Source organism: Klebsiella variicola (assembly GCF_000828055.2).
Taxonomy (GTDB): Bacteria; Pseudomonadota; Gammaproteobacteria; order Enterobacterales; family Enterobacteriaceae; genus Klebsiella; species Klebsiella variicola.
The window spans coordinates 66,729-80,710 of sequence record NZ_CP010523.2 but is presented as its reverse complement, the minus strand read 5'-3'; the positions used below and the strand labels follow the sequence as shown (position 1 = coordinate 80,710).

The following is a 13,982-nucleotide window of genomic DNA, read 5'->3' as shown; positions in this document are numbered from 1 at the left end:
CCTCAAAAGTTATCAGACCGTTCAGTACCAGGAGCGAACCTTGCTGACATCACAATGTGTTAATCGACCAAGAACAGATCAGTCAGTTTATAATGAGAGTGGGTTGTCAAAAGTTGCCGGTCCGCGATTACCACCAACGAGGGTTCTTGACTGTTCTCACTCTAAGTTGCAGTTGCTTCAGTCTGACAACGTAATAGTAGAACGTGTTTTTATGACCTAACGTCAATCAAATCTGCAATAATTTTCAATGAAATATTTTGCGCTACACACTATTGTAGATATTCCAATGTACGCATAACATGCTTGTGCTTTTCTGCAAAATCTTGCGTCGTCTGAAATTAAGAAGTTTGCTCCAATGGCTGCAACGACATGTTGCATGTCGTTATGCGAAGATTTAAAACGGTCCTTTTTCTCTGTGACCTTAGTAAAATCATCAGAGTAATATCCGGCCCAATTCATTAAACAATAAGCACGTGCACTATCAGACTGTGGCGTTTTCTCAAAATAATCATTTAGATTAAAGGTGCTATTTTCAGTTTGGAATGCAGTCTCTATAAGATTAACAACATCTTTTACATCTGCATTTAGAATATCTAAGCTTTTGATCTTGGGCAGTTGGCGGAAAGGGATCGGACCTAACTGCTGATTACAAGCAACAAGTGGGGGTGTAATCTGTAAAGAGTTTGCTAGTAACTTCTTGAAATTACTATGCAAATCAATAATTGTTTGTTGTAGTTCATTTGGCAAAGTCAACACATCAATAGAGTCTAATTGTTTCCCGGCACACTCAAACATATTATTTAAGCTTTCATTGACTTGATTATTTATATCATCAAAGCTTTCGCTCACATTAATTCCTGATATTTTCCTCGAAAATAATTCTGCAGAAGTAATTATTGAATCAATACCCAACTCGGAATTTTCTTTTTGAATTTGCAAAAAAGATTTCCAGATTTTTTCAGGAACAATATCGGTTAATTGGTTAGATTTTGGTTCGATGTATGCTGCATCGAGTTCAGCCAATAGTTCAATATGTTCTTTTTTATACTCATCATTTTTTATTTGAGATATTTCTTGAAGTGTTACGTAAGAATAAACAGTAATAATTTCGGATGATTTTAAAGCGGCTTTTATCTTTATGTACTCATCAAGTTTCATTTCGTCAATTTTTCGTTGGCGTAAATTGCTTAATGTATTCTGGTCTAAATAGATGAGATAGCTCATGTAGTCATTATCCTTACGAATAATTCAGTGGTGCATACTTTGACTTCAATAATTACAGGGCATACGTTCTCAGTTGAGCGATAATACTTTCTTATTTTATTAGTTTCAATATGCTACATACATTTGCTCTGATGGATTTACATTCTAGAATGGCTATCGTTTTTTTTATCTCATTGCACTTATTTAATTTTGCATTAGAAACTAATAACTTGAAGTTATTTATCAGTTTATTTTTTGGCTCAGCACGATGTAGTTTAAATAGTTTGAATAATCCGGTTTTTTGATAGTCATATCCATACTTTGACAAAAAAGCCATTAAGATGTAATGAAAGCAGTTGACTAACTGCCATTTATTACATGATTTGTCATTCATTATTTTAGAAATGTAAATGCGAACCCCTTCATAATTCATGTTTTTATTTTCCTTAAATTCCAGAAAGGTAATAACACCTGTCTCAGAATACATATTCTCAACCATGCTAATAAGTTCATCCTTGAAAAAATGATCAGTTGCCTGTTCATTGTCATAACCTGTGCCGTTCAACATTGACGCATCACAGAATACATTCTGCATCGTTTTTATATACTTAACAAAAAATAAATCGTTTTTTTCTGATAAGGTAACATCAAGATATATTAATTCTCTTTCGAACTTGATACACCATGCATAAAAAGCTAAAAAGCGATAGCAGAAAGATTGTAGATAATATTTGTCATTTAGAATATCAGTATCGCTAAAGTTGTGCCACCCTTTTATACAATTACCTGAGAAGTTCCATAATCTGTGGTTCAGTGATTCAGCAGAGTCAAGCAAGGGCATTTTATGCTTAGAAATTGCTTCTTTTATTTTCTTTTTTTGCTCATAGTCGTGCTCAACTTTAATCTTGTATTTGAGAAAGTATTTATTCCAAAAAGGTGTACAAATTCCTTTAACTATAAATAAAGCAATAGTGGTGCCTGTAGATATCAATGCTACTGTAACCGCAGAGGTTGAGATGATTTCTGACATAATATGCCTTGTCGATATATGTTTAGTCTTTTGGTCGAGGATCGTTTAAGAATATATTATCGATAAAGTGAAAATATATAATGAAAACAGATTATTGAAAGCAACACTTTTAAACAAAACTGGCACTCGAACAGTAAAGTAACTATCCCAATATTTTGTGATAAATGCAAGTTGAAACTCATGGTATCTTCTGCAACTTAGCATCTCGATCACGAAGGCTCATCTGTCGTAGATAGATAAACTAATAAATATGATAATTACCGCTTTCGCTCACAGCAGACTATAGCGCTTGTACCTATAGCCTGTGAAGGTGAACAGTAAAGTGTTCACCAACTATTAACCACATAAACATATGAATACTAGACATAAATGCGTAGTGAACAGTGTGAACAGTTTTTTCCAAAAAAAGTCTTTTAGATGAGTTCGGTCACTGGTGCTTTATCTATAGATAGCTTGTCAGTCAAGCAAATATGTATAGAGATACGTATTAAAAATAAATCACCAATCAATAATGATCAATAAATACAATAAATTACACATCAAAAACCACTCCTGTGATCTTCCGCCAGTTTGCCTCTGCTCCCCCAAAGCCACGCCATACCAACCTGAGCACCCCCAAACTCATCATCCCAGCCAATCATTTTCATCCAAACCCTGCGTTATTTTGTCTCTCGCAAACCCGTTACACTGGCGCGGTGGCCGCGTGCCGTTGCCAACCGAAACAGGAGAGCCATAATGACCCCCGAACTCAGACACTGTTTTTCCATTACCATCCAGGTTGATAAACCGATAATTGTCTCCCGCAGCCCGCAGACCGGTAAGCGCCAGCTGATCCCGATTATCGGCGGCAGCGTCTGCGGTCAGCTTCGCGGCCACGTGCTGCCCGGCGGCGTCGACAGCCAGATAATCGAACCCAACGGCACCTGCAGGCTGTCCGCCCGCTATGCCCTGCAGGTGGCGGAAGGGACCGTCTATGTGGAAAACAATGGCATCCGCCGGGTGCCGGCCCAGTATCATGACCAGCTATTCGCCGACGATATGCGCTTTTTTAGCGATATTCCGCCAGAAGCCATCTATTTTCGCACCGTGCCCACCTTTGAGGTGGATACCCCCGCGCTCAGCTGGCTAACCACCTCGCTGTTTATCTGCGCCGGTGGCCGGACCCAGGATGGGGTAATGCTCGATTTCTATCAGGTGGGCTGATTTTCACTTTCTGCATATAACTGTTATTGCCGTTAGCCCGTTTTTCCCCTCCCGGCAGCGGTCTACTATCGCGTCATCTTTTCATTCACCCGAATCACAGACCGGAGCAGTTATGAAAGCTATCGCCATTACTCAAGCCGCCGCTGACGGCAACAACATCCCTTCTTTAACTGAGATCGACCTGCCGGTCCCCACCGCCCACGGGCGTGACCTGCTGGTCGCCGTGAAAGCCATCTCGGTCAATCCGGTAGACACCAAAGTGCGCGCCGGCTTCCAGGGCGACACACCGCGGGTGCTGGGCTGGGACGCCGTTGGCGTGGTGCAGTCCGTCGGTGAGGAGGTGACGTTGTTCGCCCCGGGTGATGAGGTCTGGTACGCCGGCGCGCTGGGCCGGGCCGGCAGCAACAGTGAATATCAGCTGGTGGACGAGCGCCTGGTGGCGCACAAACCGCGCACCCTCGATAACGCCGCTGCCGCCGCGCTGCCGTTGACGGCGATCACCGCCTGGGAGCTGCTGTTTCACCGTCTCGGCGTTAAGGAAGGCGGCAATGCGGGCGACACGCTGCTGATCGTCGGCGCGGCGGGCGGCGTGGGGTCAATCCTGACCCAGTTGGCCAGCAAACTGACCGCCATGACGGTGATCGGCACCGCCTCGCGTCCGGAGAGCCAGCAGTGGGTCCGCGAGGCGGGCGCGCACCATGTGATCGATCACAGCAAGCCGCTCGCCAACGAGCTGGCGCGCATTGGCATCAGCGCGGTGACCCATGTCGCCAGCCTGACCAACACCGAGCAGCACTTCAACGCGCTGATCGACGCCCTCGCCCCGCAGGGCAAGCTGGCGCTGATTGATGACCCGGAGACCCTCGACGTGGTGCCGCTGAAAGCGAAAAGCCTGTCCCTGCACTGGGAATTTATGTTCACCCGTTCAATGTTTGAGACGGATGATATGATCGCCCAGCATCAGTTGCTCACCCGCGTGGCGGCGCTGATCGACAGCCACACGATCAAAACCACCCTCGGCGAACACTACGGCGCCATCACCGCCGCCAATCTGCAGAAAGCGCATCGCCAGCTGGAAACCGGGCGTGCCGTCGGCAAGATTGTGCTCGAGGGGTTTTAAGATGATATCGCTTATCGCCGTGCTCAAGGCGAAACCGGGCCAGACGGACGCCCTGCGCCAGGCCCTGCAGGCGCTGCTCCTGCCGACAAGACAGGTGCCGGGCAATCTCGACTACGCCCTGTTTCAGCTGCGCGACGCGCCGGACACCTTCTACATGCGCGAGGCGTGGCAGGGACAGGACGCCCTCGATGCGCATGTCGCGATGCCCTATTTTCAGGCGTTTATGACGCAAATGGAGTCCCTGCTGGCTGAGCCGCTGCGGCTGGACTACCTGACGGCGATTGAGCCTTAGCAGGTTCGATTCACGAGGGGTGGGAAAATCACGCCCCTCCGCCGCACGGGCTTAAAAGTGGGCGGGAAGCGGGTGAGCAATGGTCCTCAGCACACCGCGATGGATCGTAATATAATCACCTTTACGCAGCTCCGACAGAATCGACATAATGCGGCTACGCGACAAGTTGGTACGGCGCTGAATAAAGCTCAGGACGTTGATTTGGCGACGATATGCCTCCGGATAGTCCGCCAGCTCTGTTAGCAGGGTTCGCACCATCAGGTAAGAATCCACCCCCATCATCTCCTGCGAACGCATGCTCAACACCATCAGCCGCTGCGCCAGAACATGGGCCATCTCCTGCCACAAGTTTTGCGCATTGAGGATCTCGACCGCGGCCTGATGCGCTATCCAGTGTCCGCGCAAATCTGTCTCAGCAAACAGAGAGCAGTGGTGTTTTTCCGGAATACCGTTAAAGACGCCGTAACCATCGATTAATCCCAATAGCGAAGGGGAAAATATCGTTGATATCACCATGTTGTTTTCCGCATGGCATAGCGAGGCAATCCCCTCTTCGAGCAGAATTAATCCGGATTCAGCCTGGGTCGGCGGAAAACGATAATAGGTCGATCGCGGCAGCGCAAAGGGTGAGCTGGCGGGCAGGAACGCTGATAACAGGGATTCCACCGCGAATAACGGCTTTGTCTGTCTTCCGTAATAAAAAGACGGTAACGCCTGGTCGGTAGAGAGGCTGGCTGCAGGTATCGACATGGTTTTATGCCATCGGTCAGGTTGAAAAAGTGATTCGTTGAGAATCATAGTATCAACAGGTGAAATAACGAATAAAAGACAAGACGTTACGGGGATAAAAAGAGTGTAAGCATCATTATCTGCAATAACTATTTATCTTTATTCTACAGGAATAAATAATACTATTTGCCGTAAATACCTATAAGGCTTAGCGGCGATAAAGATAAGGCCACCTTATTATTTACTGCGCTGGCTAACGCCGCGCCTGAGGGTTTCTCAACCGCTTTCCCCCTCGCATCTCGGCCAGTCCAGGCTACGCTTATCGATGCCACTGACCACCCGCTTTCCCCTCCCGTTCTATTGAGTCCATTCATCAAGAAGAGGTTTCGCTATGCTGATCAACGCTATTGGTACCTACTCCGCCAGCCAGCCGCTGGAATCAATGGCCATCACCCGCCGCGAGCCGGGGCCACAGGATGTACAGATCGCCATCGCTTACTGCGGCGTCTGCCACTCCGATCTCCACCAGGCGCGTTCGGAATGGGCGGGAACGCTCTATCCCTGCGTGCCGGGGCATGAAATTGTGGGTCGGGTGACCGCGGTCGGCAACGCCGTCTCGCGCTACGCCGTCGGCGATCTGGTGGGCGTCGGCTGCATGGTCGATAGCTGCCAACAGTGCGAAGAGTGCGCTGAGGGGCTGGAAAACTACTGCGACCACATGGTGCTGACCTATAACGGCCCGACCCAGGACGCGCCGGGCCACACTCTGGGCGGCTATTCCCAGCAGATCGTGGTCAAAGAACACTACGTGCTGCGGATAACCCATCCCGAAGCGCAGCTGGCCGCCGTCGCGCCGCTGCTGTGCGCCGGGATCACGACATACTCGCCGCTGCGCCACTGGCACGTCGGGCCGGGTAAAAAAGTCGGCGTGGTCGGCATCGGCGGCCTCGGGCATATGGGGATCAAGTTGGCCCACGCCATGGGGGCCCACGTGGTGGCCTTTACCACCTCCGAATCCAAGCGTAATGCGGCCAGAGCGCTGGGCGCCGATGACGTGGTGGTGTCGCGCAACGACGACGAAATGGCGGCCCACGTCAAAAGCTTCGATTTTATCCTCAACACCGTGGCGGCGCCGCACAATCTCGATGCCTTCACCACGCTGCTGAAACGCGATGGCACCATGACCCTCGTAGGCGCTCCGGCCACGCCGCATCCGTCGCCGGAAGTGTTCAATCTGATCTTCCGCCGCCGGTCAATTGCCGGCTCGATGATCGGCGGTATCCCGGAAACCCAGGAGATGCTCGACTTCTGCGCCGAACACGGCATCGTCGCCGATATCGAGCTGATCCGCGGCGATGAGATCAACGAAGCCTGGGAAAGAATGGTCAAGGGTGACGTGAAATACCGCTTCGTAATCGACAGTGCGACCCTCGCCGGCTAAGCGCCGCGGCGAAAGGTGCGCCGCCACTCCGCCGGGCTGACGCCAAAGCGCGCTTTAAACTGCTGGCGCCAGGTGACCGCTGAAAGATAACCCACCGCCTCCGCCACCTGCTCGACCGGCAGATCGCCCGCCTCAAGCAGAGTCTGGCTGCGGCGCAGACGTTCCGCGGTCAGCCAGTCGGTAATACTCATCCCGGTCGCCCGGGCGAAGTGGCGGGTCAGGGTACGGCGGCTCATCGCCACCACCCGGGCCAGCGAATCGAGACTGTGCGGCTCGGCAATATGCTGCTGGAGATAATCCAGCAGGCAGTTAATCCGCGCATCGCGGGTGTTTTTCGGCACCGGCTGGGCGATAAACTGCGCCTGGCCGCCTTCGCGGTGCGGCGAAACAATCATCCGCCGGGCGATCTGGTTGGCCGCGAGGCTGCCGAAACGCTGGCGGATGAGGTAGAGGCAGCAGTCCAGCGCCGCTGCGGTGCCCGCCGAGGTGATCACTCGCTGGTCATCGACATACAGGGCATTGATATCCAGTTGCACCTGCGGAAACCGGCGCTGGAAATCCTGCTCGAACTCCCAGTGGGTCGCCGCTCGCCTGCCGTCCAGCAGCCCGGCGTAGCCGAGGACAAACGCGCCGAGACACAGGCCGACAATCTCCGCGCCGTTATCCCGCGCCCGCACCAGGCTATCAAGCAGCGCCTGCGGCGGACGCCGATCGACCTCGCCCCAGTAAGGCACCACCACGATATCCGCCTGTTCCAGCGCGGCGAAATCGCCGGTGGCGTACAGCGCAAAACCATCGCGGGCGCGCAGCAGCCCCGGCCGCTCGGCGCAAATGTGCAGATTAAAGCGTTTGATTTCAGAGACCGAATCGCCAAACAGCATGCAGGGGACGGCGTAGTGAAACGGGCTAAAGCCCTCTACAGCGACAATCGCCACGTCGGTGAGTTTCATCGTCCTTTCCCCTTGCGCATGTTAATAAACCACGGTTTCCCCATCCTGCGGGATACTCACCACATCGGCAATCTGATTATCCAGCGCATACTGGCGCATCTCTTCCCGGCTCACCAGACAGTGGTTGACCGCCTCGAGGTGGATAGCCATGATTTTCGCTTCCGGCAGGGCGAAGTGCACGTTAAGAAGATCTTCCTTGCCCATGATTATCGGGCCAAAGCCGATGACGTGGGCGTAGCCGGCGTTCAACACCACCACGTCCGGGCGCAGCTTCAGCAGGTCGGCTGCAATGTCATCACGCCAGATAGTATCCCCCATCAGCCACAGCGTCTTCTCCTGCGGATGGCGAAACACCACGCCGCAGGCTTCTCCCAGGCGCTCAGCCATCGCCGGCACCGCGTAGGTCCGGTCGCTGCCGTGTTGGCCGGAGGTGGTTTTCTGCAGGCGCACGCCGGCAAATTCGCTGTCTGCCGACAGCAGGCGCAGATCCTGAAATCCCTGGCTGCGCAGCAGCGCGGCGTCGGCCTCATGCTGGACGAACACCGGTAGGGTTTTCGGGATCGCGGCGATCGCCGCCGCGTCCCAGTGATCGTCATGGGTATGGGTGACGATCACCGCATCAACATCGATAATTTTATCGCGGGAAAACGGTAGCTCGACCAGCGGATTGCGCAGCTCGCTGCGCGCAGTGCCAGGAAAACCTGGCCAGGCGCCCTTGTCAGCCAGCATCGGGTCGATGAGAAATCTTTTCCCGGCGTAGTCAATCCTCTGGGTCGCATTACGGATGTGGGTGATGTTCATGTTGGTGTTCCTCAGTGGGGTCATCTGACGAACATCGTACTGAGTCCGCACTTGGCTCAACAGGGGCATTTGGGCAATGATCGATGGAATCGGGCCAACCTGCGGCGGTTGCCATCCGCCTCCGGCTATGTTGTTCTTAAGGCTCAATTTTTGACAGGAGTGGCAGGATGAAAAAGAAACTGACCGCCGCCGATATGCACGACCCGCAGGTCATCGCCGAGACGCCGTGGTTCAGCATGCGTAAGGTGGGGATTGATGTCGCCTCCGGCGAGCGCCGCGACTTTTATTCCATTCATTACCCGCGCCCGGCGGTGGGGATCGTGGCTATCCAGGATGAGAAAGTACTGCTGATTCGCCACTACCGCTATCTGATCGATCAGGTGGTGTGGGCCATTCCCTCTGGCGGCGTCGATGAAGGGGAAGATCCGGCGGTCGCCGCGCTGCGCGAGCTGCGGGAAGAGACCGGCTGGCAGGCGCAACGCGTCGAGGAGATCATTCGCTTCAACCCCTCCTACGGCAGCAGCGATCAGCTGTTTATCACCTGGCTGGCCACCGGTTTACGCTGGGTGGGGATGGATGCAGATCAGGATGAGGTGATGGAGACCGGCTGGTTTACCTTCGACGAGATAAACCAGCTGATCGCCCGCGGCGAGATGCCGGACGGGCTGTCGCTGGTGCCGCTGCTGCAGCTGATGGCGCAGCGGCGAAGCGGCCCGCTTACGGCTTAAGCATCCGCCAGCGGAACCACAGCTGGGCCACCAGGATCAGCACGCCGCCGATAATCTTCTGTAACGGCAGCTGTTCGCCGTACCACAGCGCGGCGGCAATGACCGTCAGCAGCGGTTCGAGCACCATGATGATCGCGGCGCTGGCCACCGCCGCGTACTTCTGCCCCTTCATCTGCAGACCGAAGCGCAGGCTGGTGGCGATGACAATGCTGGCCACCAGCCAGCCGAGAGTCGGCAGGGTCATCGGCTGGTCCCAGCGTTCAACGGCAGCGGAGATGGTCAACCCGACGATACCGGTGATCGCCAGCTGCACGGTGGTCAGGGGGATCAGCGGTACTTCACGCGCGCAGCGGCTGGTGTAACAGAACCAGATCGACTGCACCAGCGCCGTCAGCAAAAACCAGCCCTGGCTGGGGTGGAAGGCTATCGGCATATGCAGACTGAGCAGCCCCAGGCCTACCACCGCGATCGGCAGGCACTCCCACCAGGCGCGAGGCGGGCGCACCTTCATCATCACCCACGCGGTTAGCGGGACGAACATCATCGACAGGCTCATGATAAACGCCCCTTCGCCGAGCGACGCCGTCGTGGAGACCGAATAGATCCACAGGCAGAGGTTGAGCGCAAACCAGAGTCCGCTGATGATGAGTTTGGGCCAGTGCTGCTTTTGCGGGCGAAAACCGCGGCAGAACGGCAGCAGAAGCAGCGCGGCGAAGAAAAAGCGCAGCCCAAGGAACGCGAATACCGGCATGCCGGCGATCGCCTCGCGGGAAAAAATCCAGCCGCAGGCGGCAATCACCGTCGCGGCAATCAGCAGCAGGTCAGCCTGCCGTTGGCGTACCATACGCGCCTCTCCCTGTGTGTAGGCTTACCAGCCCGGCACCGCGCCGCCGTTGAAGATAGTCTCTGCCGCCTTCGCCACCTCCGGCGACTGGTACGACTGCATAAACTCCTTCACGTTTTCCGCGTCTTTATTGTCTTCCCGGGTCACGATGATGTTCACGTAGGGCGAGTTTTTATCTTCGATAAAGATGCCGTCACGAACCGGCGACAGCCCGGTTTGCTGCAGGTAGGTGGTGCTGATGATGGCCACATCGACTTTGGGATCGTCGAGTACGCGCGGCAGTTGCGCCCCTTCCAGCTCCATAATTTTCAGGTTACGCGGGTTGTCGGTGATATCCACCGCCGTCGGCAGCAGGCCGGTCCCGGCTTTGAGGGTAATCAACTTCTCTTTTTGCAGCAGCAGCAGCGCCCGCCCGAGATTGGTCGGGTCGTTGGGGATGGCGATCGTCGCGCCGTCTTGCAGTTCGGCGACTGACTTGATCTTGCGCGAATAGCCGGCCATCGGGAAGACGAAGGTATTGCCGATCGCCACCAGATGATAGTTATGCGCTTTATTGTCCTGCTCAAGGAAAGGCCGATGCTGGAAGACGTTGGCGTCCAGATCGCCGGCGTTGGTCGATTCGTTAGGCAGCAGCGAGCCGCTGAATCCCACCAGTTCGACGTCCAGACCGTACTTCTCTTTGGCCACCTTCTTCGCCACTTCCGCCACATCCTGCTCGGCGCCGTTAATCACGCCGACCTTAATGTGCTTCGCTTCATTACCCTTTTGGTCGCAGCCGACCAGCGCCAGACCCGCCAGCATCACTGCGGCGGCGGCCCGTAAACGTAATCTCATCCTCTTCACCCTGTCTGTCCTGACTGTCATTGTTTTTTTCGTGCAAAACTATAGCGACTTTCGGGTCGGGTAATAAACAGCAAACCACGCAACTGGAAATAAAATCATCTTCGCGAAACGCGAGGCGCTAGCCCCGTCGCCACTCGCCCGGCGTCACGCCATAGCGCATTTTGAAGCGCTTCGAGAAGGACGCCAGCGACTGAAAGCCGCAGCGTTCGGCAATGACCTCGAGGTTGGTCTGACGCTCCAGGCGCAGCAGCCGGGCGGCCAGCGCCATTCGCAGCTGCGACAGCCACGCCTGCGGCGTCAGGTGATAAACGCGGGCAAAATGACGGGCAAAGGTGGCCCGCGAAAGAAAGGCACGGGCGGCCATGGTTTCCAGCGTCCACGGCTGCTCCGGGGTCGCCATCACCGCCAGCACCGCCGGCATCAGGCGTTCATCGCTCATCAGACGCAGCAGTCCACCGGGCGGCTGTTGCTCACCAAGCAGCATGCGCAGCAGGAGCACCAGCAGCGTATCGCCGAGGCTGCGCACGATAGCGCTGCCGCCGGGACGCTGCGCCAGGCTCTCGCGCACCAGTATATTAAGCAGCGCGTCCAGCTCCTGGCAGTCTTCACGCGCATCGGTATGGAGATGGATCAGCGTCGATGCTTCACTGAACAGCCAGCTGACGTGCGGACCAAAATAGAATTCGCCGCACAGCATCTCCAGCGCCCCCTCCGCCGGGCCGACGCGCATTTCCGTCACCGTGCCGTTAAACCGGTGCGCTACCGGCAGCACCTGGCCCCACTCCACCAGGCTCTCCATCAGATGCGGCGAACCGTACGGCAGGAGGACCACATCTCCCGCGCGCAGGTGATGAGTCTGGCCGCCGACGTTGAGCCGCCCCTCGCCGCGCAGCACCACGTGCCAGGGCACCACGCCGCTGCGCATTTGCTGGTGCCCGGCCTGCCAGCGGCCGCCGAAGCGACAGTGCAGGTTCACTTCGCAGCGCGGCGCCAGCAGCGCCAGCAGATGACTGAGACTGTCCATGCTTCTCCTGAGACGATAAGACAAAAAGGTGAGACGAAGACCGCCAGTCTAGCATGCGGCAAGCGCCTAAGATGACCCCATTGCCAACACACCCTCGATAACAACAGGAGTTAACCATGAGCCGTTTAGCAGATATCCGTGAACAAGACGCCACCGGCAAAGCCGCCGATATTTTCGCCGGGATCAAAAAAGCGATGGGCAAAGTGCCGAACGCCTATCTCACCATCGGCGGCCACTCGCCGGCGGCGCTGCAGCAGGCGCTGGCGCACAATGCGATGCTCCATAAAGGCAGCCTCAGCGCCCAACAGCTGGAAGCGATTAACCTGTCGGTCAGCGAAGCCACCGGCTGTGACTACTGTCTGGCCGCGCATACCCTGATGGCGAAAAAAGCCGGCTTCAGCAGCGAACAAATCCACGCCCTGCGCCGCGGGGAGTATGCGGAAGAGGCGCAGCTTGATGCGCTGGTGAAATTCGCGCAGACCCTGGTGACCACCACCGGTACGCTGCCGGAAGCCGACGTCGCCGCGCTGCGCAACGCCGGTTTTAGCGACCAGCAGGTGATTGAGATTATCAGCGCCATCAGCGCCATCCTGTTCACCAACATGGTGAACCGGGTTAACGACACGGTGGTCGACTTCCCGAAAGCCGATTAATCCGTTGCGCCGCGCCGGTTTTACAGCCCCAGATCGCTGAGCCCCGGATGATCGTCCGGGCGGCGCCCCTGGGGCCAGTGGAACAGGCGCTCGCTTTCGCTAATTGGCAGGTCGTTGATGCAGGCGTAGCGCGTCTGCATCAGTCCGTGCTTATCAAACTCCCAGTTCTCATTGCCATACGAGCGAAACCAGTTGCCGCTGTCGTCGCACCACTCATAGGCGAAGCGCACGGCAATGCGATTCTCCTGCCATGCCCACAGCTCCTTAATCAGCCGGTATTGCTGCTCCTTGCGCCATTTTCGCTGCAGGAACTCCACAATTTGCCCCCTGCCGTGGACAAATTCGCTGCGGTTGCGCCATTCGCTGTCCACGGTGTAGGCCAGAGCGACTTTTTCGGCATCGCGACTGTTCCAGCCATCTTCCGCGGCGCGGACCTTCTGGATAGCGCTGTCGCGGGTAAACGGCGGTAACGGGGGACGTTGCTCATTCATCAGGAGTCTCCTTTTGAGGCTAATTGCTGCTGCAGGCGCTGATTCTCCTGCTCCAGGTCATGAATACGTTGCTGCAGGTTCTGGCTGTACTCCGCCACCTGCTGCGCGCTGTAGCGCGGCGTAATGTGCTGCGGGCAGTTCCAGTCAAACGCCTGCAAATGAAAAAGAAACAGACGTTCAATGCGGGCGCGATAGTTGGCCGGCGCCACCTGCGCCAGCAGCTGCGGATGGTCCTCTGCCGCCAGGACCTCGACGGTGGCGTAGATTTTCAGCCTGGCACGGCGCGGATAATCCATCAAAAACAGGCAGGCCCGGTCGCTGCCGCGCAGATTGCCGGTAGTGATGTACTGGCGGTTACCGCCGAAATCGGCCATCGCCAGGGTAGTGTCATCCAGCAGATGCAGAAACCCCGGCGGGCCGCCGCGATGCTGAATGTAGGGCCAGCCGCTCTGCGACACCGTCGCCAGATAAAAGCTGTCGCGGGTGGCGATCATCCCCGCTTCGCTGTCGCCGAAGCGGTCGGCCTGGCGGCGACTGTGCGGCGTTTGCCACAGCGAGTCGCTGCCCATTTCATGCTGCACATCCATCACGTCCGGGGTGATGGCGATATCGAGAAAGGTTGCTGCCATA

16 protein-coding genes are annotated in these 13,982 nt (G+C 55.2%); 6 read left to right on the top strand and 10 right to left on the bottom strand.

Features of this window, described 5'->3' with window-relative positions:
• Positions 1-222: 222 nt before the first annotated feature.
• Together SP68_RS00385 and SP68_RS00380 are read right to left on the bottom strand one after the other, a co-directional pair.
• The gene (locus tag SP68_RS00385) at positions 223-1,224 is read right to left on the bottom strand and encodes a hypothetical protein (protein WP_040969848.1); all 1,002 of its coding nucleotides are present in this window, start codon (positions 1,222-1,224) and stop codon (positions 223-225) included.
• Between the two features lie 91 nt (positions 1,225-1,315).
• A complete protein-coding gene (locus SP68_RS00380) occupies positions 1,316-2,233 on the bottom strand; it encodes a hypothetical protein (RefSeq protein WP_048272124.1) in 918 nt (305 codons plus the stop codon).
• 735 nt (positions 2,234-2,968) lie between these two features.
• On the opposite strand from SP68_RS00380, the gene SP68_RS00375 reads away from it, so the two are divergent.
• From SP68_RS00375 to SP68_RS00365, 3 genes are all read left to right on the top strand, one after another.
• Entirely contained in the window at positions 2,969-3,436 is a 468-nt protein-coding gene (locus SP68_RS00375; RefSeq protein ID WP_040969849.1) for a DUF3237 domain-containing protein, read from the top strand.
• Positions 3,437-3,548: 112 nt separating this feature from the next.
• Positions 3,549-4,556 carry a zinc-binding alcohol dehydrogenase family protein gene (locus SP68_RS00370; protein WP_008806800.1) on the top strand — a complete coding sequence of 336 codons (1,008 nt, stop codon included), beginning with the start codon at positions 3,549-3,551 and terminating at the stop codon, positions 4,554-4,556.
• A gap of 1 nt (position 4,557) precedes the next feature.
• Positions 4,558-4,848, top strand: coding sequence for a putative quinol monooxygenase (locus SP68_RS00365; protein ID WP_040969850.1), 291 nt, complete (start codon positions 4,558-4,560; stop codon positions 4,846-4,848).
• 51 nt (positions 4,849-4,899) lie between these two features.
• Here the strand turns inward: SP68_RS00365 and SP68_RS00360 are convergent, their stop codons facing one another.
• Complete coding sequence (locus SP68_RS00360; RefSeq protein WP_032733951.1) at positions 4,900-5,598, bottom strand: winged helix-turn-helix transcriptional regulator; 699 nt, start codon at positions 5,596-5,598, stop codon at positions 4,900-4,902.
• 370 nt (positions 5,599-5,968) lie between these two features.
• Between SP68_RS00360 and SP68_RS00355 the strand changes: the two genes are divergently transcribed.
• On the top strand, positions 5,969-7,018 hold the full coding sequence (locus SP68_RS00355; RefSeq protein WP_022065263.1) for an NAD(P)-dependent alcohol dehydrogenase: 1,050 nt from the start codon (positions 5,969-5,971) through the stop codon (positions 7,016-7,018).
• Here SP68_RS00355 and SP68_RS00350 read toward each other — a convergent pair.
• Positions 7,015-7,968 carry a GlxA family transcriptional regulator gene (locus SP68_RS00350; protein WP_040969851.1) on the bottom strand — a complete coding sequence of 318 codons (954 nt, stop codon included), beginning with the start codon at positions 7,966-7,968 and terminating at the stop codon, positions 7,015-7,017. The two genes, SP68_RS00355 and SP68_RS00350, sit on opposite strands and share 4 nt — an antisense overlap.
• A gap of 21 nt (positions 7,969-7,989) precedes the next feature.
• The gene (locus SP68_RS00345) at positions 7,990-8,769 is read right to left on the bottom strand and encodes an MBL fold metallo-hydrolase (RefSeq protein ID WP_032740350.1); all 780 of its coding nucleotides are present in this window, start codon (positions 8,767-8,769) and stop codon (positions 7,990-7,992) included.
• A 167-nt stretch (positions 8,770-8,936) separates the two neighbouring features.
• Between SP68_RS00345 and SP68_RS00340 the strand changes: the two genes are divergently transcribed.
• Complete coding sequence (locus SP68_RS00340) at positions 8,937-9,497, top strand: NUDIX domain-containing protein (RefSeq protein WP_016161989.1); 561 nt, start codon at positions 8,937-8,939, stop codon at positions 9,495-9,497.
• On the opposite strand, the gene SP68_RS00335 is transcribed toward SP68_RS00340, so the two are convergent.
• The 3 genes from SP68_RS00335 to SP68_RS00325 all read right to left on the bottom strand — a co-directional run bounded on the left by SP68_RS00335 (position 9,487) and on the right by SP68_RS00325 (position 12,208).
• Positions 9,487-10,341 carry a DMT family transporter gene (locus SP68_RS00335; RefSeq protein ID WP_002922972.1) on the bottom strand — a complete coding sequence of 285 codons (855 nt, stop codon included), beginning with the start codon at positions 10,339-10,341 and terminating at the stop codon, positions 9,487-9,489. The two genes, SP68_RS00340 and SP68_RS00335, sit on opposite strands and share 11 nt — an antisense overlap.
• A gap of 24 nt (positions 10,342-10,365) precedes the next feature.
• Positions 10,366-11,175, bottom strand: a complete 810-nt coding sequence (gene nlpA / locus SP68_RS00330; protein WP_040969858.1) for a lipoprotein NlpA — start codon at positions 11,173-11,175, stop codon at positions 10,366-10,368.
• A gap of 127 nt (positions 11,176-11,302) precedes the next feature.
• Positions 11,303-12,208, bottom strand: coding sequence for an AraC family transcriptional regulator (locus tag SP68_RS00325; protein WP_040969860.1), 906 nt, complete (start codon positions 12,206-12,208; stop codon positions 11,303-11,305).
• A 116-nt stretch (positions 12,209-12,324) separates the two neighbouring features.
• Here SP68_RS00325 and SP68_RS00320 point away from each other — a divergent pair, with 116 nt between their 5' ends.
• The gene (locus SP68_RS00320; RefSeq protein ID WP_004145017.1) at positions 12,325-12,861 is read left to right on the top strand and encodes a carboxymuconolactone decarboxylase family protein; all 537 of its coding nucleotides are present in this window, start codon (positions 12,325-12,327) and stop codon (positions 12,859-12,861) included.
• Between the two features lie 20 nt (positions 12,862-12,881).
• Here SP68_RS00320 and SP68_RS00315 read toward each other — a convergent pair whose 3' ends face one another.
• Together SP68_RS00315 and SP68_RS00310 are read right to left on the bottom strand one after the other, a co-directional pair.
• Positions 12,882-13,352 carry a nuclear transport factor 2 family protein gene (locus SP68_RS00315; RefSeq protein WP_040969861.1) on the bottom strand — a complete coding sequence of 157 codons (471 nt, stop codon included), beginning with the start codon at positions 13,350-13,352 and terminating at the stop codon, positions 12,882-12,884.
• Positions 13,352-13,981 carry a pyridoxamine 5'-phosphate oxidase family protein gene (locus SP68_RS00310; RefSeq protein WP_012540285.1) on the bottom strand — a complete coding sequence of 210 codons (630 nt, stop codon included), beginning with the start codon at positions 13,979-13,981 and terminating at the stop codon, positions 13,352-13,354. The genes SP68_RS00315 and SP68_RS00310 overlap by 1 nt, the downstream gene beginning before the upstream one ends.
• Position 13,982: the final 1 nt, after the last annotated feature.

Excerpts from the sequence above, each read along its gene's own strand:
- SP68_RS00385 (WP_040969848.1), bottom strand. The coding sequence starts at position 1,224 with ATGAGCTATCTCATCTATTTAGACCAGAATACATTAAGCAATTTACGC.
- SP68_RS00380 (WP_048272124.1), bottom strand. The coding sequence starts at position 2,233 with ATGTCAGAAATCATCTCAACCTCTGCGGTTACAGTAGCATTGATATCT.
- SP68_RS00375 (WP_040969849.1), top strand. The coding sequence starts at position 2,969 with ATGACCCCCGAACTCAGACACTGTTTTTCCATTACCATCCAGGTTGAT.
- SP68_RS00370 (WP_008806800.1), top strand. The coding sequence starts at position 3,549 with ATGAAAGCTATCGCCATTACTCAAGCCGCCGCTGACGGCAACAACATC.
- SP68_RS00365 (WP_040969850.1), top strand. The coding sequence starts at position 4,558 with ATGATATCGCTTATCGCCGTGCTCAAGGCGAAACCGGGCCAGACGGAC.
- SP68_RS00360 (WP_032733951.1), bottom strand. The coding sequence starts at position 5,598 with ATGTCGATACCTGCAGCCAGCCTCTCTACCGACCAGGCGTTACCGTCT.
- SP68_RS00355 (WP_022065263.1), top strand. The coding sequence starts at position 5,969 with ATGCTGATCAACGCTATTGGTACCTACTCCGCCAGCCAGCCGCTGGAA.
- SP68_RS00350 (WP_040969851.1), bottom strand. The coding sequence starts at position 7,968 with ATGAAACTCACCGACGTGGCGATTGTCGCTGTAGAGGGCTTTAGCCCG.
- SP68_RS00345 (WP_032740350.1), bottom strand. The coding sequence starts at position 8,769 with ATGAACATCACCCACATCCGTAATGCGACCCAGAGGATTGACTACGCC.
- SP68_RS00340 (WP_016161989.1), top strand. The coding sequence starts at position 8,937 with ATGAAAAAGAAACTGACCGCCGCCGATATGCACGACCCGCAGGTCATC.
- SP68_RS00335 (WP_002922972.1), bottom strand. The coding sequence starts at position 10,341 with ATGGTACGCCAACGGCAGGCTGACCTGCTGCTGATTGCCGCGACGGTG.
- nlpA (WP_040969858.1), bottom strand. The coding sequence starts at position 11,175 with ATGAGATTACGTTTACGGGCCGCCGCCGCAGTGATGCTGGCGGGTCTG.
- SP68_RS00325 (WP_040969860.1), bottom strand. The coding sequence starts at position 12,208 with ATGGACAGTCTCAGTCATCTGCTGGCGCTGCTGGCGCCGCGCTGCGAA.
- SP68_RS00320 (WP_004145017.1), top strand. The coding sequence starts at position 12,325 with ATGAGCCGTTTAGCAGATATCCGTGAACAAGACGCCACCGGCAAAGCC.
- SP68_RS00315 (WP_040969861.1), bottom strand. The coding sequence starts at position 13,352 with ATGAATGAGCAACGTCCCCCGTTACCGCCGTTTACCCGCGACAGCGCT.
- SP68_RS00310 (WP_012540285.1), bottom strand. The coding sequence starts at position 13,981 with ATGGCAGCAACCTTTCTCGATATCGCCATCACCCCGGACGTGATGGAT.